The organism is Pseudomonas sp. 2957 (assembly GCF_031456345.1).
In the GTDB taxonomy this organism is placed as follows: Bacteria; Pseudomonadota; Gammaproteobacteria; order Pseudomonadales; family Pseudomonadaceae; genus Aquipseudomonas; species Aquipseudomonas siliginis.
This window is the reverse complement of the sequence record NZ_JAVDUL010000007.1, coordinates 141,956-162,118: the sequence shown is the minus strand read 5'-3', so window position 1 is coordinate 162,118 and position 20,163 is coordinate 141,956. Positions and strand designations below refer to the sequence as shown.

Here is a 20,163-nt window from a genome sequence, read left to right as displayed (position 1 = left end):
GACAATGCTAGTGCCCCGACCGCCAAATGACCACGACTAACCGTTAACGGAACGGCGGCTCGTCGAAGCTGCGCAGTTTGCGCGAGTGCAGCGAGTTGAGCTCGGTGCGCAGCAGATCCACTGCTTCGATGCCGATTTTCAAATGCTGGCTGACCGCACGCTCGTAGAAGGCGTTGGCCGAGCCCGGCAGTTTGATTTCGCTGTGCAGCGGTTTGTCCGAAACACAGAGCAACGTGCCGTACGGCACCCGCAGGCGATAACCCTGCGCTGCGATCGTGCCGCTTTCCATGTCCACCGCCACTGCGCGGGACAGGTTGATCAGCGGCCGTTCCTGCGCCCAGCGCAGTTCCCAGTTGCGGTCGTCGTAGGTCAGGACCGTGCCGGTGCGCAGGCGTTTCTTCAGGTCGTCGCCTTTCTCGCCGGTGACATTCGCCGCTGCCTGTTGAAGCGCAAGCTGCACTTCGGCCAGTGCCGGGATCGGAATATTCGGCGGCACCACACGATCAAGAATGCCGTCGCGACGCATGTAGGCGTGGGCCAGCACGTAATCGCCGATGGTCTGCGACTGACGCAGGCCACCGCAGTGGCCAATCATCAGCCAGCAATGCGGGCGCAGCACGGCCAGGTGATCGGTGATGTTCTTGGCGTTGGAAGGGCCGACACCGATGTTCACCAGCGTGACGCCGTGGCCGTCGCTGGCGATCAGGTGATAGGCCGGCATCTGGTAACGGTGCCAGACCACACCGGCGGCAATCGCCGAGGCTTCGCCGTGGTCCATGCTCTTCTCGATGATCACGTTGCCCGGCAGGACCATGCGCACGAAACGCGGGTCGCGGCGCAACTGCTCCAGACCATGAACGATGAACTGGTCGACGTAGCGGTGATAGTTGGTCAGCAGAATCCACGGCTGCACATGGCGCCAGTCACTGCCGGTGTAATGCACCAGACGGCGCAGCGAGAAGTCCACGCGCGCGGCGTCGAACAGTGCCAGTGGCAGCGGATCGGTGTTTTCCCAGTCGTAGAGACCGTCGGCAATGCCATCGGTAGCGGCGGACAGATCGGTACTCGGGAACACCCGCGCCAGCACCGCCGCAGTGACGCCGGAACCGGCCAGTTCATCGCCCTGCTCGACCACGTACGGATACGGAATGTTCTGCTGGCTGACGCCGACTTCGACGGTCACGGTGAAGTCGTGCATCAACGGCGTCAGTTGTTCAAGCAGGTATTTGCGAAACGCCGCCGGGTGGGTGACGGTGACGCTGTAAGTACCGGGCAACTGCACCTTGGCGTAAGCGCGGGTGGTCTGCGGCACTTCGCCCTGGCAGTGGTAGGTGAGACGCAGTTCGGGATAACGAAACAGGGCACGCTGTTCGGCGTCGGGCTCGACGCGGTCCTTGAGGTAACGCTTGAGGGCAGAATTCAGCGCAGTGGTGGCCCGCTCATGCAGCTCGGCCAGACGATCCACGGCTTGTTCGGCGGTTTGAACGACAATAAACGCTTCGGTCACGATCAGCTTCCTGTGTTCTGACTTGCAGAGCTTCATCTTGCCTGCATCGTGGACGCACGGGAACAGTGGCGTTGTGGCGACACTTAAATCTGCAGACCAATGATGTCCTCTGTGGGAGCGAGCCTGCTCGCGAATGCGGTGGATCATCCAATAAAGATGTCGACTGACACACCGCTTTCGCGAGCAGGCTCGCTCCCACAGGGGGGATATGACGTGGGTCAGAAAAGCTGTGGAGTCGAGCGCGCGACGATGGCTTCGACGTCCAGCCCACGCGGCAACGCGCCGTAGACGCGACCTCCACCGCTCAGACGGCTGGCAATGAAGGCATCACTGACCACCGAGTTGCCCGCCTCGAGCAACAGCTTGGCCTGCAAACCGAGCGCAATGTCCTCGGTCAACTGCCGCGCCCGATACTGAATATCACTGGTGTCCTTGAATTGCGCCTGCAACTGCTGGATATGCGCAGCCAGACGCTTGTCGCCATGGCCGTCGCCCAGTTCGCTGAACAGCACATCGAGCACGCCCGGTTCTTTTGACAATGCGCGCAGCACGTCGAGACATTGCACATTCCCCGACCCTTCCCACGTCGAATTCACCGGCGCTTCGCGGTACAGGCGCGGCAGGATGCTGTCCTCGACGTATCCAGCACCGCCCATGCATTCGGCGGCTTCGTTGATCATTCCTGGCGCACGTTTGCATATCCAGTATTTGCCCACCGCCGTCACCAGCCGCGCGAATTGCGCTTCGTGGCGATCATCCAGATGATCGAGCGCCTTGCCCATGCGCAGACTCAGGGCCAGCGCCGCTTCGCTCTCCAGGGCCAGATCGGCGAGTACGTTTTGCATCAGCGGTTGCTCGCTGAGCAATTTGCCGCCGACCTTGCGGTGCGCGCAGTGATGGCTGGCCTGGGTCAGTGCCTGGCGCATCAGCGAGCTGGAGCCGACCATGCAATCGAAGCGGGTCATCGCCACCATTTCGATAATGGTCGGTACGCCGCGCCCTTCTTCGCCGATCATCCACGCCAGCGCCCCACGAAACTCCACTTCGCTGGAGGCGTTGGACTGGTTGCCGAGTTTGTTTTTCAGACGCTGGATGTAGAACTGATTGCGCGTGTCGTCCGGGCGATGGCGCGGCAGCAGGAAGCAACTCAAGCCCTTGTCGGTTTGCGCCAATGTCAGGAAGGCGTCGCACATCGGCGCCGAGCAGAACCACTTGTGCCCGACCAGTTCATAAGCCTGACCCGGGCCGCTGGCGCCGACCGGATAAGCCTTGGTGGTGTTGGCGCGAACATCGGTGCCGCCCTGCTTCTCGGTCATCGCCATGCCGATGGTCACGCCGGCCTTGTGCGCCATGCCGACGTTGCGCGGGTCGTAGTCGGTGGCGAGGACTTTCGGCAGCCACTGTTCGGCCAGGTCCGGCTGCAAGCGCAGGGCCGGCACGCTGGCGAAAGTCATGGTCAACGGGCAACCACTGCCGGCCTCGGCCTGGCTGTGCAGATAGGTCATCGACGCGCGGGCGACATGTGCGCCGTCCTGCGGGTGCGCCCACGGCAGCGAGGTCAGGCCATGCTCGATCGCCGTGCGCATCAGCTCGTGGTAGGCAGGGTGAAATTCGACCAGATCGATGCGGTGACCGTAGCGATCATGGCTGGCAAACACCGGTTTGTTCTGGTTGGCGAGAAACCCCGCTTCCATCAAAGGCCCACCCGCGAGTGCGCCATAGGCATCGATGCGCGACTCGGCCCAATCGGCGCCAAAACGCCGCGACCACTCTTGCAGCGGCAGGTCGATGCGGTACAGGTTGGTGCCATCCAGCGACGGCGGCTGATTGGTGACTTCGTGGGTTTCGGCGAACTGATGCAGGTTCATGACGGCGCTCCGTGTTCAGCAATGGCACCAGTTAAGCACTGGTGCTTTTTTGAACAAAGTGTCATAGACGCCGTTTTTGCGGCGCTTTTACCCCATCAGCAACTGAGCACGCGGCGCTGTAATGCAGCCTGCAGATCCTCGAATTTGACCGGTTTGTGCAGATAGTCGATAGGCGCGCCCGGGGCGCATTGCTCGCGATCCGCACCCAGCGCCAGCATGAATACCGGCAAGTGCGCACAGCCCGGCAATGCATGGATCTGGCAGCACAGCGATGCGCCTTCGTGGCGGGGCAACTGGCAATCGATCAGCACCGCATCGAAGCTTTCCCGTTGCAGGCAGTCCAGCGCGGCGGCGCCGTTGTCAGCGCTGCGCACGCGGAAACCGAGCTTGAGCAACATGCCACGCATGACCAGTTGATTGACGCTGTTGTCGTCCACCAGCAGCACCGTGCAGTCCTGCGGCGCACGAATGCAATCGCGGGTCGGCTGATCCGCAGGCGCTTCGATCACCGGCAGTTCGAATTCGACATCGAGCTGGAAGCGGCTGCCGCGTCCCGGCTCGGAACGATGGGTGAGTTTGCCGCCGAGCAATTCGACCAGCTGCCGACAGATCGCCAGCCCCACCCCCAGGCCGCCGTATTCGCGAGTCATCGAACCATCGAGCTGGAAGAAACGCTGATACAGGGTCGCCTCGCCCAGATCAGTGAAACCGATACCGGTGTCGATCACCGCAAACGACAGCGCCATGCGCTCATCCGCCGACGGCCGCCCGGTAACGCGCAACGCCAGCCCGCCGACGCGGGTGAACTTGATCGCATTGTCCAGCAGGCATTCCAGGCACTGCGCCAGTTTCGCGCTGTCGCCGAGCAAGCGATCAGGCAGGGTCGGCAGCACCTCGACCTTGAAGTCCAGCGACTTGCTCGCTGCATTACCTTCGAACTGCACGCGCAACGCCTCGACCACTGCGCGCAGGCTGAAACTGCCCGGCGTCGCCTTGAGCTTGCCGGCCTGCAATTCAGTGAGCGTGAGGATGCCATTGACCATGCGCATCATGTCGCGAGCAGAACCGGCGGCGGTTTGTTGATATTGCTCAAGCTCGGGATCGAGGTCGACGGTCTGCATCAGCTCCAGCGAACCGATCACGCCGTTCATCGGCGTGCGCAGTTCGTGGGTCAGCGTGGCGAGGAATTCATCCTTGAGCTTGTTGCTGTGGGCCAGTTGCTGGTTGAGCACTTCGAGTTTCTGCCCGGCGTCGAACAAGGTCTGCGCCTGTTGTTCGCGCATGGCGTTGATGCGATCGGCCAGCGCCAGCGACAGCAGCGCCACCTCGATGGCTGAGCCGATCTGGCTGGCGTACATGGTCAGGAATACGTTGGGCAGCAGTCCCAGCACCATCAGCGTGTTGACGATGCCGCCGAGCAGGAACGCCGACCAGGCGATGATGAAGTAACGCGCCACCCGCAGGCCGCGCCACCAGGCAAGAATCCCGGCAGCAAAGATCACCACGGTGAAGGTCAGCGCCAGTGTTGTCGCCAGGCGCAGGGCCAGGGCGTAACTGGTCATCAGCGACAGGCCGATCACCAGCGCACTGAAGGCAATCAGGCCGATCAGCAAGCGGTCCAGCCAGGGGCTGTGGGTCTTGGTCTGCAGGAAACTGCGGGCGAACTGGCTGCCGAACAGCCCGGCGCAACCGATGAAGAACGGTGTCGCGGCGTTGGCCCACCATGGGTTGTCCGGCCAGAAATACTCGACCGCTGCGCCGTTCACCGACAGTTGATAAAGGCCGAACGAGCCGATGTAAAAGATGTAATAGAGATAACTGGTGTCGCGCACGCTCAGGTAGATGAACAGGTTGTAGACCAGCATCCCCAGCAGCACGCCATAAATGATGCCGAGTACGTACAGGCGCACCGGCTGGTCTTCGAGGTATGCGCTGCTCGACCACAAGGTCACCGGCGCCTGGATCGAGCCTTCGCTGGCCAGTCGCAGGTACAGCGTCTGCTGTTGATCCGGTTTGAAGGGAAGGTCGAACAGGTAGTTGTTCTGGCGGATCTCGCGACTGGCGAAGGGCAAGGCATCGCCGGTCTGGCGCACCAGTCGGTATTCGCCGTTAGCGCCAGGCAAGTACAGGTCGAGGTGATCAAGCGGCGGATACGCCAGTTCCAGCAACCAGGTGCGCTGGGCGGCCGGGTTGCTCGGGCGGTAATGCAGGTCGATCTTCAGCCAGAACGCCGAACGCGAGTAACCGGCGTTGAGCGTGGCTTTGTCGTGGGCTTTGAACTGGCCGGCGGCGTCTTGCGCGCGGACGTCGGCAATCGTCGCCTGACCGCTCGGGTCTTCGAACACTTGCAGCGATCGGCCCAGTGGCAGGCTTTGGGTGAATTCGTCGAATTCGACAGCGCTCGCCATGAGGGGCAAGCAGAACAGCAACATCAGCAAATAGCGCATTGAAGCCCCAGCGTGGCTCGTCCGGTTGTGTCAGGAAGCCCCCCATTCCCTTTGAGTAGACGTAAAACCGGTATTACCTGTGATTGTTTGGATCCAGCCTAGCATAGCCGTTGATGGCCATTGAGCACCATGGAAATTTTTCCTACAACGGCTCTAGAACGGGCGTTCCAGGGCAAAGCACCGAGATAGAGCTGTTGGGTTGGTCAACTCGCGACGACAGCCTCCTTGATAGATGACCAATTGTGGCGAGGGGATTTATCCCCGTTCGGCTGCGAAGCAGTCGCCAGTCCATCCAGCGAGGTGTGTCAGAAAGAACCGGATTGCAGGGTTTGGGGCCGCTTCGCAGCCCAACGGGGATAAATCCCCTCGCCACAAATGTGCTCCAAATAAAGACTGCGGGGTTGTCCGACAATCTGCTCGCAAACACCGTGAGTACTGAACCCCAAAATCAGCTTTGGTGGTAAGCTCGCGCACCATGAATATCTACAGCTCCCGCCCCGTTGTCCTCTGTCTCTCCGGCCACGACCCCAGTGGTGGCGCCGGCTTGCAGGCAGATATCGAAGCCTTGCTCGCGCAGGGTTGCCATGCGGCTCCGGCCGTCACCGCCCTGACCGTGCAAGACACCGTCAACGTCAGTGACTTCCGCGTCCTCGACCGTGAATGGGTACTGGCCCAGGCCAACGCCGTGCTCAACGACTCCGAAGTCGCCGCAGTGAAACTGGGCATGCTCGGTTCGCTGGAGATGGTCGACACGGTCGTCGAACTGCTCTCGGCGCACCCGCACCTGCCGGTGGTCTGCGACCCGGTGCTGCGTGCCGGCGGGGGCGGACGCCTGGGCAAAGACGAGGTCGGCTATGCGATGCGCCAGCGTCTGCTGCCGCTGTCGATCATTGCCACGCCCAATCTTCCTGAAGCGCGCATCCTCGCCGAACTGCCCGAAGGCACGGCCGACGAGTGCGCAGAAAAACTCCTGCCATTCGTCAAAAACCTGCTGATCACCGGCGGCCATGGCGACGAAACTGAAATCCACAACCGCGTGTACAGCCGCGACGGCCTGCGTGAAACCTTTATCTGCCAGCGCCTGCCGGGCAGCTATCACGGCTCCGGTTGTACGCTGGCCAGCGCCCTCGCCGGTCGCCTGGCTCAGGGCGAACACCTGGCCAGTGCCGTGCGCAGTGCGCTGGATTACACCTGGCGCACTTTGCGCGATGCCGAACAACTGGGCAAAGGCCAGTTCGTGCCGCGTCGCCTGCCGCTGGATTTCTGCTCGTAACGTCGTGAGGTCTGCCCGATGAAACTACGTGGCCTGTATGCCATTACCGACAGCCAGTTGCTGGCCGGCAAGTTTCTGTCTTACGTGGAGGCGGCGCTCGACGGCGGCGTCACCCTGCTGCAATACCGCGACAAGAGCAGCGACGAGGCCCGCCGTCTGCGCGAGGCCGAAACGCTGCGCAACTTGTGCGAGCGCTACAAGACGCAGTTGATCATCAACGACGACGCCGAATTGGCCGCGCGCCTCAATGTTGGCGTGCACTTGGGCCAGACCGACGGCCCGCTGTCGCCGACCCGCGCCCTGCTCGGTTCGAAAGCCATCATCGGTTCGACCTGCCACGGGCAAATCGCTCTGGCCGAACAGGCTGCCAAAGAAGGTGCGAGTTATGTCGCCTTCGGCCGCTTCTTCAATTCCACCACCAAACCCGGTGCGCCGAGTTGCAGCCTCGACTTGCTCGACGAAGCCAGACGCACGCTGCACTTGCCGATCTGCGCGATCGGCGGCATCACCCTCGATAACGCCGCGCCCCTGGTCGAGCACGGTGTCGATCTGCTCGCCGTGATCCACGGTTTGTTCGGCGCCGAGAGCCGCGCCGAAGTGACCCGCCGCGCCCGCGCCTTCAACGAACTTCTGAAAATCTGATTTGAGAGCCCGATCATGTCTCGTTCCGAAACCCTGTTTGCCAATGCTCAGAAACACATCCCCGGCGGCGTCAACTCGCCGGTGCGCGCGTTCAAGAGCGTCGGCGGCACCCCGCTATTCTTCAAACACGCCGAAGGCGCTTACGTCACCGACGAAGATGACAAGCGTTATGTCGATTACGTGGGTTCGTGGGGGCCGATGATCCTTGGCCACAGCCATCCGGACGTGCTCGACGCGGTGCGCAATCAGCTGCAACACGGCCTGTCCTACGGCGCACCGACGTCGATGGAAACCGAGATGGCCGATCTGGTCTGCTCGCTGGTGCCGTCGATGGAGATGGTGCGCATGGTCAGCTCCGGCACCGAAGCGACCATGAGCGCGATCCGACTGGCCCGTGGTTACACCGGTCGCGACAGCATCATCAAATTCGAAGGCTGCTACCACGGCCACTCCGACAGCCTGCTGGTCAAGGCCGGTTCCGGCGCTCTGACCCAGGGCGTACCGAGCTCGGCCGGCGTGCCGGCAGCGTTCGCCAAACACACCCTGACCCTGCCGTTCAACGACATCGACGCGGTTGAAGCGATGCTCGCCGAAGTGGGCGAGGACGTGGCGTGCATCATCGTCGAACCGGTCGCCGGCAACATGAACTGCGTACCGCCAGCGCCGGGCTTCCTCGAAGGCCTGCGTTCGCTGTGTGACAAGCACGGCGTGGTGTTGATTTTTGACGAAGTGATGACCGGTTTCCGCGTCGCCCTCGGCGGTGCCCAGGCGCACTACGGCGTGACGCCGGACCTGACCACGTTCGGCAAGATCATCGGCGGCGGTATGCCGGTGGGCTGCTTCGGTGGCAAACGCGAGATCATGCAGCGCATCGCCCCGCTCGGTCCGGTGTATCAGGCAGGTACGTTGTCGGGTAATCCGCTGGCGATGGCTGCCGGCCTGACGACCTTGCGTCTGATCAGCCGCCCGGGTTTCCACGCCGAATTGACCGACTACACCGCGCGCATGCTCGACGGTCTGCAACAGCGTGCCGATGCTGCGGGCATCCCGTTCGTGACCACCCAGGCCGGCGGCATGTTCGGTCTGTACTTCAGCGGCGCCGATGACATCGTCACCTTCGACGACGTGATGGCCAGCGACGCAGCAATGTTCGGTCGCTTCTTCCACCTGATGCTGGAAGGTGGCGTGTACCTGGCGCCGAGCGCTTTCGAAGCCGGTTTCACCTCGATCGCCCATGGCGAAGCCGAGTTGCAACTGACACTGGACGCCGCCGAGCGCGCCTTCGCCGCATTGAAATAATCGCCGTACCGCTGACGTTGGCTATGGCCAGCGTCAGCTTTCGCCTACATCCGCTCGGTTTTTCCGACGTGCCTGCGAAAATCCTGCCCGAATCGGGCGATATATTCCCCACGCAGCAGAAAAACGAGTAAAGACTTTGTAAGGTTGGCCCTGCTTATTTCATAATGCGCGCTTATTGGATCCCTCGACGGGTCCGCGTGCCCTTCAGAGGTAAGTCGATTCCCATGAACCGCACCGGCCGCACCCTTGCATTGGGCTGCCTGTTGCTCCTTCAGCCCCTGCTCGCGCATGCACAAGCAGGCGGCAACTCGTTGTTGATCCCGGCGATGGGTCGTTGCACCCTCAATACTCAGCCGCAAGACGTCACGCAGGCACTGGCCGCCTGCCAGAAAGCGGCGGACGAAGGGGACGCGCAAGCGCAATACGAGTTGGGTGAGTTCTACTACGACGGCAAGAACGCGCCGCGCGACCTCAATCAAGCCCTGAGCTATTTCGAAAAGGCCTCGCTGCAAGGCCACGCCCAGGCGCAATACAAGCTCGGCAGCATGTTCTTCCACGGTGAAGGTGTGCAGGCCAACAATATCCAGGCCTACATCGTGCTGAAGATGGCAGCGGTCAACGGTGCCGAAGAGGCGCTGGACACGGCCGACGAAGTCTCGGAAAAGATGTCCCGCGAAGATCTCGAAACCGCCACTCAGGTGCTCGGGCAGATTTTCCGCAAATACCTGATGGAACTGCAGAACGCCGATGGGCGTACGCCGTTTTCACCACTGCCCTAAAGGCTGTGGAGATTACCTGTGGCGAGGGGATTTATCCCCGTTGGGCTGCGAAGCGGCCCCAAAACCTGCAACCCGATTCTGTCTGACACACCTTGCTGAATGGAGCTGCGACTGCTTCGCAGCGCAACGGGGCGGTGCGACGTTTCGCTAAATCCCCTCACCACAAACTCATTCCCAGAATCTGCTGTTACTTCTCAGGCATCGGCATCGGAAACGGCATGACATTGCCGACCGCGCCCCGGGCCTCGCTGATTTTCGGCGTGCCCAGACGTTCCACTTCATCGATGCGCACGATCGAATGCATCGGTACAAAGCTGCGCACCACGCCTTCGAATTGCGCCTTGAGCTTTTCTTCGCTCGGATCGACGACCATTTGCGTGCGCTCGCCAAAGACGAATTCTTCAACTTCCAGGAAACCCCACAGATCACTTTGATAGATCTGCTTGGCGTACATTTCGAACACCTGGCCCTGGTTGAGGAAAATCACCTTGTAGATTGGAGCTTCGCGTTTGGTCATGGCGGGCGGATAACATCGGGGTAAAAATGAGGGCGCGAACTATAGCATAGCCACCGGACGCACAGCGGTAGGAACCTGACGGCTTGTTCCCTATAATGCGCGGTTCTTTGAATCACGTGACGACCCGAATCCATGGCCAAGAAGCTTTACATCGAAACCCACGGTTGCCAGATGAACGAGTACGACAGCTCGCGCATGGTCGATCTGCTGGGCGAACATCAGGCCCTGGAAGTCACCGCTCGCGCGGAAGACGCCGACGTGATTCTGCTCAACACCTGCTCGATCCGCGAACGCGCGCAAGACCGCGTGTATTCGCAGCTCGGCCGCTGGCGCGAACTGAAGCTGGCCAACCCGGACATGGTCATCGCTGTCGGCGGTTGCGTGGCCAGTCAGGAAGGCGCGGCGATCCGCGATCGCGCTCCCTACGTTGACGTGGTGTTCGGCCCGCAGACCCTGCACCGTCTGCCGGAAATGATCGACGCCGCGCGCAGCAGCAAGCTGCCGCAGGTCGACGTGTCGTTTCCGGAAATCGAAAAATTCGACCACCTGCCCGAGCCGCGTATCGACGGCCCGAGCGCTTATGTGTCAGTGATGGAAGGTTGCAGCAAGTACTGCACGTTCTGCGTGGTGCCGTATACCCGTGGTGAAGAAGTCAGCCGGCCGTTCGACGACGTGATCGCGGAAATCATTCACCTTGCCGAACACGGCGTGCGTGAAGTGACCTTGCTCGGGCAGAACGTCAACGGCTATCGCGGCCAGACCCACGACGGTCGCCTGGCCGATCTGGCCGAACTGATCCGCGTGGTCGCCGCTGTCGATGGCATCGACCGCATCCGCTACACCACGTCGCACCCGCTGGAGTTTTCCGACAGCCTGATCCAGGCCCACGCCGAAGTGCCGGAGCTGGTCAAGCACCTGCACTTGCCGGTGCAGTCGGGCTCCGACCGGATTCTCGCGGCGATGAAGCGCAACCACACGGCGCTGGAGTACAAATCCAAGCTGCGCAAATTGCGCGCTGCGGTGCCAGGAATCTGCATCAGTTCGGACTTCATCGTCGGCTTCCCCGGTGAAACCGAGAAAGACTTCGAACAGACCATGAAGCTGATTGCCGATGTCGGCTTCGATTTCTCCTACTCGTTCGTCTACAGCCAGCGCCCGGGCACACCCGCTGCCGATCTGGCCGACGACACCCCGGAAGAATTGAAGAAAGAACGTCTGAACGCGCTGCAACATCGTTTGAATCAACAGGGCTTCGAAATCAGCCGACAAATGGTCGGCTCGATCCAGCGCATTCTGGTGACCGATTATTCGAAGAAAGACCCAGGCGAGCTGCAGGGCCGCACCGAGAATAACCGTATCGTCAACTTCCGCTGCGACAATCCCACCCTGATCGGCCAGTTCGCCGACGTGCACATCGACGCCGCGCAACCGCACTCGCTGCGTGGTTCGCTGGTTCAATAACACCATCGCATTGTGGATGGGGCTTCTGTGGTGAGGGGATTTATCCCCGATGGTTGGCGCAGCCGACCCAAAACCTGCAATCCGGGTGATCTGATACACCTCTGATAATGGTTTCAGGACCGCTTCGCGTCCCATCGGGGATAAATCCCCTCACCACAAAAGACCCCGCCAGCCACAGAGAATGGGTTCGAAAGCAGCGTCGATATTTAAGAGCTTTCGCACCCAGGCCACTGGCGTTATCCTTGATTTCATCCTCATTGCCCCAGGGCGGCTAAATACGACCTTGAACGCACCCATCGAACCACATCGTTTTCTCCTCGAGCCTTTTGAGGCTCGCCGCTTCGCCAATCTGTGCGGGCAATTCGACGAGCATTTGCGCTTGATCGAACAGCGCCTGGCCATCGAGATCCGCAATCGCGGAAACCAGTTCGAGTTGATTGGCGATCCAAAACTCACCACGTCCGCGGAAAACCTGCTGCGCCGCCTGTACCGGGAAACCAAGGGTACCGAGCTGTCGCCAGACCTGGTGCACCTGTTCATTCAGGAATCAGCAGATATCGACAACCCGGCACCTGCCGAAGCGACCGTCGCCCTGCGCACCAAGAAAGGCATGATTCGCCCGCGCGGCTTGAATCAGCAGCGCTACGTGAAGGAAATCCTCGGCAACGACATCAACTTCGGCATCGGCCCGGCCGGTACCGGCAAGACCTATCTGGCCGTGGCCTGCGCGGTGGATGCGCTGGAGCGCGAGCAGATCCGCCGCATCCTGCTGGTGCGTCCGGCAGTCGAAGCGGGAGAAAAGCTCGGCTTCCTGCCCGGCGACCTGTCGCAGAAGATCGACCCGTACCTGCGCCCGCTCTACGACGCGCTGTACGAAATGCTCGGTTTCGAATACGTCGCCAAGCTGATCGAGAAACAGGTGATCGAAGTCGCGCCGCTGGCCTACATGCGCGGTCGCACGCTGAACAACAGCTTCATCATTCTCGACGAAAGCCAGAACACCACCGTCGAGCAGATGAAGATGTTCCTCACGCGCATCGGCTTCGGCTCCACCGCCGTGATCACCGGCGACATCACCCAGGTCGACCTGCCGCGCGGCACCAAGTCCGGGCTGCACCATGTGATCGAAGTGCTCAAAGACGTGCCGGGCATCAGCTTCACCCACTTCCAGCCCAAGGACGTCGTGCGCCACCCGTTGGTGCAGCGGATTGTCGAGGCCTACGAGCGCTTCGAAACCCGTGCCGAAGCCGCGAAGGAAGCCTCGCGCGATGCTTGAGCTGGATCTGCAAATCGCCACCGAGGCCAGCGCGCCGAGTGAAGCCGAGTTCCGCCAGTGGTGCGAACTGGCCCTGCGCCAGCGCAGCGCTGATTCGGAAATGACCATTCGTCTGGTCGACGAGGAAGAAGGCCGCGAGCTCAATCACACCTGGCGCCACAAGGACTACGCGACCAACGTGTTGTCGTTCCCGGCGGAAGTGCCTGACGAGTTTCTCGATATCCCGCTGCTCGGCGATCTGGTGATCTGCGTGGCCGTGGTCGAACGCGAAGCCGCCGAGCAGGGCAAGGAACTAAAGGCCCACTGGGCACATCTGGTCATTCACGGCTGCTTGCATCTGCTGGGTTACGACCATATAGATGACGACGAAGCCGAAGAAATGGAAGCGCTGGAACGCGAGTTGCTTGCTGAACTGGGCTATCCCGATCCGTACGCGGACGACGAAACCGAACACTCCCCCATCGTTACAACAAAGGATTCAGAGTAATCGCTATGAGCGAAGATCGATCGAGCAACGGGCAGAAGTCATGGCTGGGTAAACTGACCCAGGCTTTTGCCCACGAGCCGAAGAACCGTCAGGAGCTCCTCGAGCTGCTGCGTGATGCACATCAGAACAAACTGCTGGACAGCGAAGCGCTGGCCATCGTCGAAGGCGCCATCCAGGTGGCTGACCTGCAAGTGCGCGACATCATGGTGCCGCGCTCGCAGATGGTCAGCATCAAGGCGACCCAGACACCCCGCGAATTCCTCCCCGCCGTGGTCGACTCGGCCCACTCGCGCTATCCGGTCATCGGCGAAAGCCATGACGACGTGATGGGCGTGCTGCTGGCCAAGGATCTGCTGCCGCTGATCCTCAAGGAGAACGGCGACAGCTTCAACATCAAGGACCTGCTGCGCCCGGCCACCTTCGTGCCGGAGTCCAAGCGTCTGAACGTGTTGCTGCGTGAGTTTCGCGCCAACCACAACCACATGGCCATCGTCATCGACGAATACGGCGGTGTGGCCGGTCTGGTGACCATCGAAGACGTGCTTGAGCAGATCGTCGGCGACATCGAGGACGAGCACGACGTCGAAGAAGATAGCTACATCAAGCCGCTGCCCAGCGGTGATTTCCTGATCAAGGCGCTGACGCCGATCGAGAACTTCAATGAGTTCTTCGACAGCGAGTTCTCCGACGACGAATTCGACACCGTCGGCGGCCTGGTGATGAGCGCGTTCGGGCACTTGCCAAAACGCAACGAAACCACTGAAATCGGCGCTTATCGTTTCCGCATCCTGAACGCCGACAGCCGTCGGATTCACTTGCTGCGACTGACGCCTATCGCTCGTTAATTCTAAGGACTGAAATGCGCTGGACAACCCGCCCCGGCTGGCCCGGTAACCTGCTGGCCGTGGCGGCCGGTGCAATCACCACATTCGCTCTCGCACCGTTCGACATCTGGCCGCTGGCATTGCTGGCGGTTGGTCTGTTCTATGCCGGTTTGCGTGAGCTGAGCCCGCGTCAGGCGCTCGGCCGTGGCTGGTGCTTCGGCTTCGGCCTGTTCGGTGCCGGCACCAGTTGGATCTATTACAGCATCCACCACTTTGGTGGCGCTTCGGTGTTGCTCGCCGGGTTCCTGATGCTGCTGTTCACCGCGGCGATTGCCTGGTTCTTCGCCCTGCCCGCGTGGCTGTGGGCACGCTGGTTGCGGCGTAACGAAGCACCGCTGGCGGATGCCTTGGCGTTTGCGGCGTTGTGGGTCGGCCAGGAAGCCTTTCGCGGCTGGTTCCTCACCGGTTTCCCATGGCTTTATTCCGGTTACAGCCAGCTCGACGGCCCGCTGGCCGGGCTCGCGCCGGTGGGCGGGATGTGGCTGGTCTCGTTTGTCCTGGCACTTACCGCAGCGCTGATCTACAACGCGTCGCGCTTGTTGCAGGCGCGCCGCAAGGGTTTCATCGCGGCCGGTGTGGTACTTCTGGCGGGGCCTTGGGTGGCGGGCATTGCCCTCAAGGGCCACGCGTGGACCAGCCCGTCCGGCGCACCGCTGACGGTCGCCGCGATTCAGGGCAATGTCGCGCAAAGCATGAAATGGGACCCGGCCGAACTCAACGCGCAACTGGCGCTGTACCGTGATCTGAGTTTCCGCTCCAAACCAGTCGATCTGCTGATCTGGCCGGAAACCGCCGTGCCGGTGTTGAAGGAGTCCGCCGAGGGCTACCTGACGATGATGGGCAACTTCGCCGCCGAGCGTAAATCAGCGTTGATCACCGGCGTGCCGATCCGCCAGACCGTGCATCACGAGCGGCGCTTCTTCAACGGCATCACCGTGGTCGGCGAAGGCGACGGTACTTACCTGAAGCAGAAACTGGTGCCGTTCGGCGAGTACGTGCCGTTGCAGGACGTGTTGCGCGGCTTGATCGCGTTCTTCGACCTGCCGATGTCGGACTTCGCTCGCGGCCCGTCGGATCAAGCGCTCTTGCAAGCCAAGGGTTACCAGATTGCACCGTTCATCTGCTACGAGGTGGTCTATCCGGAATTCGCCGCCGGCCTGTCGGCACGCAGCGACCTGCTGCTGACGATCAGCAACGACACCTGGTTCGGCACGTCGATCGGCCCGCTGCAGCATTTACAGATGGCGCAGATGCGCGCGCTGGAAGCCGGACGCTGGATGATCCGCGCGACCAACAATGGCGTCACCGGCCTGATCAACCCGTTCGGGCAGATCACCGAACAGATTCCGCAGTTCGAACAAGGCGTGCTGTACGGCGAAGTGGTACCGATGCACGACCTGACACCGTATCTGCAATGGCGCTCGTGGCCGTTGATCGCGTTGTGCCTGCTGCTGTTTGGCTGGGCGCTGATGGCGAGCCGGATGTCGAAGACCCTCTGAGAAATGTGACGAGGGGATTTATCCCCGCTGGAGTGCGCAGCAGTCCCCTCTTCTGAAGGTAAGAGAGGGATCGCTACGCGCCCCGTCGGGGATAAATCCCCTCGCCACAATGATCTTCAGCGGTAAAACAACGAGTACCCCACCTGCCCCACCGCTTCATTGAGCAATTGCCCGCTCTGCCAGATCGACTTGAATTCCGGCAACCAGCCGCCAAACGGCCGGGCGTTATCCGTACCGAGGAAACCCACCGGCGCCGGCACCACCTCGAAACCCGCCTGCTCAAAGCTCCACACTGCACGCGGCATGTGCCACGCCTGCGTCACCACGACGACCCGCTTGATCCCTTGCGGCAAGAGGATATCTGCCGTCATCTTCGCGTTCTCCCATGTGGTGCGACTTTCGCCTTCCTGCCAGCGTACCGTTACGTCGAAATCATCACGCAACGAATCTGCCATCAATTTCGCTTCGGTCGGCGGCGTGCCGTAGTGCAGGCCGCCGCTGGTCAGAATCGGCAGGCCCGAGGCCTTGGCCAGGCGCGCCGCGTAACGCTGCCGCTCGAGCCCGATGCCGGTCGGCTGGTCTTCGCCCCAGGCCAGATCACCGCGCTCGCGCCCCGAGCCCAACACCACAATCGCATCGGCGCGTTGCGCCAGCGTCGTCCACTCTGACCGCGCCAGCGGCGGCTCACGTTCCAGCGCCTTGGCGCTCCACTGCACGACCACCGGCAGGCTCATCAGCAGCAGGCCACCAAAACCGACGGCAAAACACACGCCAGCCAGGCGTGGCCGCGAACGGCGCAGCCACCAGGCGACCAGCAACAGCAGCAAAAGAATGCCGGGCGGCAATAAAAGTTGTTTGATGAAATAGCGAAAGGGCATCGGGCATCTCCAAAGATGCCCGAAGCCTAAAAGTGTTGATTACGCGTTACAACCATTAGGCGGGATCCTGTTGCAAAAGATCCGTTTCCTGACCTGCCATGCGCTTACTTGGCCTGCACAGAACGCACCTTGCCGGTGTCTCTGCGCGGCGCCTTGTCCTTGAGCCAGATGACCTTGGCCGAATGTGCTGCATCGAGTTGCTTCACTGCTTGAGACAGGCATCCCTGCGTTTCACGTTCACTGCGATCCAGATAGGCCTTGACCAGTTTGAACTCGGCGGGGCTCAAGCCACGCAATTCCAGTTCCAGGGGGCGCTCGTCGCGCAGCCGGTCAGCGGTTTTCACGGCGTCCAGCGCCATGCCCAGACGATCGATCAACCTTTCATACAACTCGGGTTTCGTTACGTTCTTTTTCCGTTGCTCCACCATCCCTCACCTCATTGAAGATAAGACTCACTCCCCAATTAGAGCTTAGCTTCGCTGCACGAACCGGCTACACGCCGCGACCAACGGCCCTCGTCGTCCAAAAGGTCGGGCAAACAGCTGTAATCAGGGTTTCCCTCGGCCAAGCGCGGTCATGTATGCTACGGCGCTTCCTGTCATTCCACTTCCAGCGCACCCGGGCCATCCCGGATGCTGCCGTCGAAGAGGATTAGGCCACCCCTATCCAGTACAAAAGTAGCCATGCACGAACAATATCAGCCACGTGAGATCGAAGCCGCCGCCCAGTCGTTCTGGGATGAGCAAAAGTCCTTTGAAGTCAGTGAACAGCCAGGCAAGGAAACCTACTACTGCCTGTCGATGTTCCCTTACCCCAGCGGCAAGCTGCACATGGGCCACGTGCGCAACTACACCATTGGCGATGTGATCTCGCGCTACCAGCGCATGCAGGGCAAGAATGTTCTGCAGCCAATGGGTTGGGATGCGTTCGGCATGCCGGCGGAAAACGCCGCAATGAAAAACAACGTAGCGCCCGCCAAGTGGACCTACGAGAACATCGCCTACATGAAGTCGCAGCTGCGCAGCCTCGGCCTCGCGGTGGACTGGTCCCGTGAAGTGACCACCTGCAAGCCGGACTACTACCGCTGGGAACAATGGCTGTTCACGCGCCTGTTCGAAAAAGGCGTGATCTACCGCAAGAACGGCACCGTGAACTGGGACCCGGTCGACCAGACCGTTCTGGCCAACGAGCAAGTCATCGACGGCCGTGGCTGGCGCTCCGGGGCGCTGATCGAAAAGCGCGAAATCCCGATGTACTACTTCAAGATCACCGCTTACGCCGACGAGCTGCTGGAAAGTCTCGACGAACTGACTGGCTGGCCTGAACAGGTCAAGACCATGCAGCGCAACTGGATCGGCAAGTCCCGTGGCATGGAAGTGCAGTTCCCGTACAACGTCGATTCGATCGGCGAAGCCGGCACCCTGAAAGTCTTCACCACCCGTCCGGACACCCTGATGGGCGCGACCTACGTCGCCGTCGCTGCCGAGCACCCGCTGGCCACCCTGGCCGCGCAGAACAATCCCGAGCTGCAAGCGTTCATCGCTGAATGCAAGGGCGGCAGCGTTGCCGAAGCAGACGTCGCCACCCAGGAAAAGAAAGGCCTGCCGACCGGCCTGTTCGTCGAGCACCCGCTGACCGGCGAAAAGCTCCCGGTATGGGTCGCCAACTACGTGCTGATGCACTACGGCGACGGCGCGGTCATGGCGGTTCCGGCGCACGACGAGCGCGATTTCGAATTCGCTCACAAATACAACCTGCCGGTGAAATCGGTGGTGCGCACCAGCTCCGGTGACACCAACCCGGCGCCGTGGCAGGACGCCTATGGCGAGCACGGCACGCTGATCAACTCCGGCGAGTTCGACGGCCTGGACTTCGCCGGCGCGTTCGACGCCATGGAAGTGGCCCTGATCAAGAAACAACTGGGCGCCTCGCGCACCCAGTTCCGCCTGCGCGACTGGGGCATCAGCCGCCAGCGATACTGGGGCTGCCCGATCCCGATCATCCATTGCGCCGCGTGCGGCGACGTGCCGGTGCCGGAAGATCAACTGCCTGTCGTTCTGCCGGAAGACGTGGTGCCGGACGGCGCCGGTTCGCCGCTGGCGCGCATGCCCGAGTTCTACGAATGCAGCTGCCCGAAATGCGGCGCGCCGGCCAAGCGTGAAACCGACACGATGGACACCTTCGTCGAGTCGTCGTGGTACTACGCCCGTTACGCCTCGCCGCATTTTGAAGGTGGCCTGGTAGAAAAATCCGCAGCCGATCACTGGCTGCCGGTGGATCAGTACATCGGTGGTATCGAACACGCCATTCTCCACCTGCTTTACGCGCGCTTCTTCCACAAGCTGATGCGTGACGAAGGTCTGGTCAGCTCCAATGAGCCGTTCAAGAACCTGCTGACCCAAGGCATGGTGATCGCCGAGACTTACTATCGTCGCGAAGCCAATGGCGCTTACACCTGGTTCAACCCGGCAGACGTGGAACTGGAGCGTGACAGCAAAGCCAAGGTGATCAGCGCCAAGCTGAAATCCGACGGCCTGCCGGTGGAAATCGGCGGTACCGAGAAGATGGCCAAGTCGAAGAACAACGGCGTCGACCCGCAGTCGATGATCGACCAGTTCGGCGCCGACACCTGCCGTCTGTTCATGATGTTCGCCTCGCCGCCTGACATGAGCGCGGAATGGTCCGATTCCGGCGTTGAAGGTTCGCACCGCTTCCTCAAGCGCGTCTGGCGCCTGGCGCAAGCGCACGTTACCCAAGGCCTGCCGGGCAAACTGGATATCGCCGCGCTGAGCGACGAGCAGAAAACCGTGCGTCGTGCGATTCACCTGGCGATCAAGCAGGCCAGCCATGACGTCGGCCAGAACCACAAATTCAACACCGCCATCGCCCAGGTAATGACGCTGATGAACGTGCTGGAAAAAGCCGCCCAAGGCACCGAACAGGACCGCGCGCTGCTGCACGAAGGTCTGGAAGCGGTGACCCTGCTGCTGGCGCCGATCACCCCGCACATCAGCCATGAACTGTGGAAGCAGTTGGGTCACGCCGATGCGGTGATCGATGCAGGCTGGCCGGCCGTGGACGAAAGTGCCTTGGTGCAGGACAACCTGACCCTGGTCATTCAGGTCAACGGCAAGCTGCGCGGGCAGATCGAAATGCCGGCCAGTGCCACTCGCGAAGAGATCGAAGCCGCCGCGCGCATCAACGAGAACGTGCTGCGTTTCGTCGATGGCCTGACCATTCGCAAAGTGATCGTGGTGCCGGGCAAACTGGTCAACATCGTCGCCAGCTAAATTGGATCGGGTGCCGGGCTCGCCTGGCACCCAGTAAAACCTTTCGGGCCGCAGAG

The 20,163-nt window shown here is 61.4% G+C and carries 16 protein-coding genes; 10 read left to right on the top strand and 6 right to left on the bottom strand.

The annotated features are described in order from the left end of the window. Positions 1–43: 43 nt before the first annotated feature. The 3 genes from amn to J2Y39_RS23825 all read right to left on the bottom strand — a co-directional run bounded on the left by amn (position 44) and on the right by J2Y39_RS23825 (position 5,822). Entirely contained in the window at positions 44–1,543 is a 1,500-nt protein-coding gene (amn, locus tag J2Y39_RS23840) for an AMP nucleosidase (RefSeq protein WP_016773051.1), read from the bottom strand. Between the two features lie 182 nt (positions 1,544–1,725). Further along, the gene (locus tag J2Y39_RS23830) at positions 1,726–3,375 is read right to left on the bottom strand and encodes an acyl-CoA dehydrogenase family protein (RefSeq protein WP_310220061.1); all 1,650 of its coding nucleotides are present in this window, start codon (positions 3,373–3,375) and stop codon (positions 1,726–1,728) included. A gap of 95 nt (positions 3,376–3,470) precedes the next feature. Further along, on the bottom strand, positions 3,471–5,822 hold the full coding sequence (locus J2Y39_RS23825) for a hybrid sensor histidine kinase/response regulator (RefSeq protein WP_252876954.1): 2,352 nt from the start codon (positions 5,820–5,822) through the stop codon (positions 3,471–3,473). 475 nt (positions 5,823–6,297) lie between these two features. Between J2Y39_RS23825 and J2Y39_RS23820 the strand changes: the two genes are divergently transcribed. The 4 genes from J2Y39_RS23820 (at position 6,298) to J2Y39_RS23805 (ending at position 9,815) form a co-directional block, all read left to right on the top strand. Beyond that, entirely contained in the window at positions 6,298–7,095 is a 798-nt protein-coding gene (locus J2Y39_RS23820) for a hydroxymethylpyrimidine/phosphomethylpyrimidine kinase (RefSeq protein ID WP_310220057.1), read from the top strand. 18 nt (positions 7,096–7,113) lie between these two features. Next, entirely contained in the window at positions 7,114–7,737 is a 624-nt protein-coding gene (gene thiE / locus J2Y39_RS23815; RefSeq protein ID WP_310220055.1) for a thiamine phosphate synthase, read from the top strand. A gap of 15 nt (positions 7,738–7,752) precedes the next feature. Continuing rightward, positions 7,753–9,036: a glutamate-1-semialdehyde 2,1-aminomutase gene (hemL, locus tag J2Y39_RS23810; protein WP_122610969.1), complete on the top strand. Its 1,284-nt coding sequence runs from the start codon at positions 7,753–7,755 to the stop codon at positions 9,034–9,036. Between the two features lie 224 nt (positions 9,037–9,260). After that, entirely contained in the window at positions 9,261–9,815 is a 555-nt protein-coding gene (locus tag J2Y39_RS23805; RefSeq protein WP_041477733.1) for a tetratricopeptide repeat protein, read from the top strand. A gap of 187 nt (positions 9,816–10,002) precedes the next feature. On the opposite strand, the gene J2Y39_RS23800 is transcribed toward J2Y39_RS23805, so the two are convergent. Next, the gene (locus J2Y39_RS23800; protein WP_016773045.1) at positions 10,003–10,332 is read right to left on the bottom strand and encodes a DUF1820 family protein; all 330 of its coding nucleotides are present in this window, start codon (positions 10,330–10,332) and stop codon (positions 10,003–10,005) included. Between the two features lie 132 nt (positions 10,333–10,464). Here J2Y39_RS23800 and miaB point away from each other — a divergent pair, with 132 nt between their 5' ends. From miaB to lnt, 5 genes are all read left to right on the top strand, one after another. Then, on the top strand, positions 10,465–11,793 hold the full coding sequence (gene miaB, locus J2Y39_RS23795) for a tRNA (N6-isopentenyl adenosine(37)-C2)-methylthiotransferase MiaB (RefSeq protein ID WP_041477732.1): 1,329 nt from the start codon (positions 10,465–10,467) through the stop codon (positions 11,791–11,793). A gap of 283 nt (positions 11,794–12,076) precedes the next feature. After that, positions 12,077–13,069 (top strand): PhoH family protein, encoded by a 993-nt coding sequence (locus tag J2Y39_RS23790; RefSeq protein ID WP_016773043.1) that lies wholly within the window; start codon positions 12,077–12,079, stop codon positions 13,067–13,069. Next, positions 13,062–13,556 carry an rRNA maturation RNase YbeY gene (gene ybeY / locus J2Y39_RS23785; protein WP_016773042.1) on the top strand — a complete coding sequence of 165 codons (495 nt, stop codon included), beginning with the start codon at positions 13,062–13,064 and terminating at the stop codon, positions 13,554–13,556. The genes J2Y39_RS23790 and ybeY overlap by 8 nt, the downstream gene beginning before the upstream one ends. 5 nt (positions 13,557–13,561) lie before the next feature. Then, positions 13,562–14,401 (top strand): HlyC/CorC family transporter, encoded by an 840-nt coding sequence (locus tag J2Y39_RS23780; RefSeq protein WP_024014438.1) that lies wholly within the window; start codon positions 13,562–13,564, stop codon positions 14,399–14,401. Positions 14,402–14,415: 14 nt separating this feature from the next. Beyond that, a complete protein-coding gene (lnt, locus tag J2Y39_RS23775; RefSeq protein ID WP_122750928.1) occupies positions 14,416–15,939 on the top strand; it encodes an apolipoprotein N-acyltransferase in 1,524 nt (507 codons plus the stop codon). 116 nt (positions 15,940–16,055) lie between these two features. Here lnt and J2Y39_RS23770 read toward each other — a convergent pair whose 3' ends face one another. Beyond that, positions 16,056–16,817: a YdcF family protein gene (locus tag J2Y39_RS23770; protein ID WP_236168734.1), complete on the bottom strand. Its 762-nt coding sequence runs from the start codon at positions 16,815–16,817 to the stop codon at positions 16,056–16,058. Positions 16,818–16,921: 104 nt separating this feature from the next. Next, complete coding sequence (locus tag J2Y39_RS23765; RefSeq protein WP_024014441.1) at positions 16,922–17,245, bottom strand: hypothetical protein; 324 nt, start codon at positions 17,243–17,245, stop codon at positions 16,922–16,924. Positions 17,246–17,500: 255 nt separating this feature from the next. On the opposite strand from J2Y39_RS23765, the gene leuS reads away from it, so the two are divergent. Continuing rightward, positions 17,501–20,107 carry a leucine--tRNA ligase gene (gene leuS, locus J2Y39_RS23760; protein ID WP_041477728.1) on the top strand — a complete coding sequence of 869 codons (2,607 nt, stop codon included), beginning with the start codon at positions 17,501–17,503 and terminating at the stop codon, positions 20,105–20,107. The last annotated feature ends 56 nt before the right edge of the window (positions 20,108–20,163 follow it).

Excerpts from the sequence above, each read along its gene's own strand:
- miaB (WP_041477732.1), top strand. The coding sequence starts at position 10,465 with ATGGCCAAGAAGCTTTACATCGAAACCCACGGTTGCCAGATGAACGAG.
- J2Y39_RS23780 (WP_024014438.1), top strand. The coding sequence starts at position 13,562 with ATGAGCGAAGATCGATCGAGCAACGGGCAGAAGTCATGGCTGGGTAAA.
- J2Y39_RS23805 (WP_041477733.1), top strand. The coding sequence starts at position 9,261 with ATGAACCGCACCGGCCGCACCCTTGCATTGGGCTGCCTGTTGCTCCTT.
- thiE (WP_310220055.1), top strand. The coding sequence starts at position 7,114 with ATGAAACTACGTGGCCTGTATGCCATTACCGACAGCCAGTTGCTGGCC.
- ybeY (WP_016773042.1), top strand. The coding sequence starts at position 13,062 with ATGCTTGAGCTGGATCTGCAAATCGCCACCGAGGCCAGCGCGCCGAGT.
- J2Y39_RS23820 (WP_310220057.1), top strand. The coding sequence starts at position 6,298 with ATGAATATCTACAGCTCCCGCCCCGTTGTCCTCTGTCTCTCCGGCCAC.
- J2Y39_RS23765 (WP_024014441.1), bottom strand. The coding sequence starts at position 17,245 with ATGGTGGAGCAACGGAAAAAGAACGTAACGAAACCCGAGTTGTATGAA.
- hemL (WP_122610969.1), top strand. The coding sequence starts at position 7,753 with ATGTCTCGTTCCGAAACCCTGTTTGCCAATGCTCAGAAACACATCCCC.
- J2Y39_RS23800 (WP_016773045.1), bottom strand. The coding sequence starts at position 10,332 with ATGACCAAACGCGAAGCTCCAATCTACAAGGTGATTTTCCTCAACCAG.
- leuS (WP_041477728.1), top strand. The coding sequence starts at position 17,501 with ATGCACGAACAATATCAGCCACGTGAGATCGAAGCCGCCGCCCAGTCG.
- amn (WP_016773051.1), bottom strand. The coding sequence starts at position 1,543 with ATGAAGCTCTGCAAGTCAGAACACAGGAAGCTGATCGTGACCGAAGCG.
- J2Y39_RS23770 (WP_236168734.1), bottom strand. The coding sequence starts at position 16,817 with ATGCCCTTTCGCTATTTCATCAAACAACTTTTATTGCCGCCCGGCATT.
- lnt (WP_122750928.1), top strand. The coding sequence starts at position 14,416 with ATGCGCTGGACAACCCGCCCCGGCTGGCCCGGTAACCTGCTGGCCGTG.
- J2Y39_RS23825 (WP_252876954.1), bottom strand. The coding sequence starts at position 5,822 with ATGCGCTATTTGCTGATGTTGCTGTTCTGCTTGCCCCTCATGGCGAGC.
- J2Y39_RS23830 (WP_310220061.1), bottom strand. The coding sequence starts at position 3,375 with ATGAACCTGCATCAGTTCGCCGAAACCCACGAAGTCACCAATCAGCCG.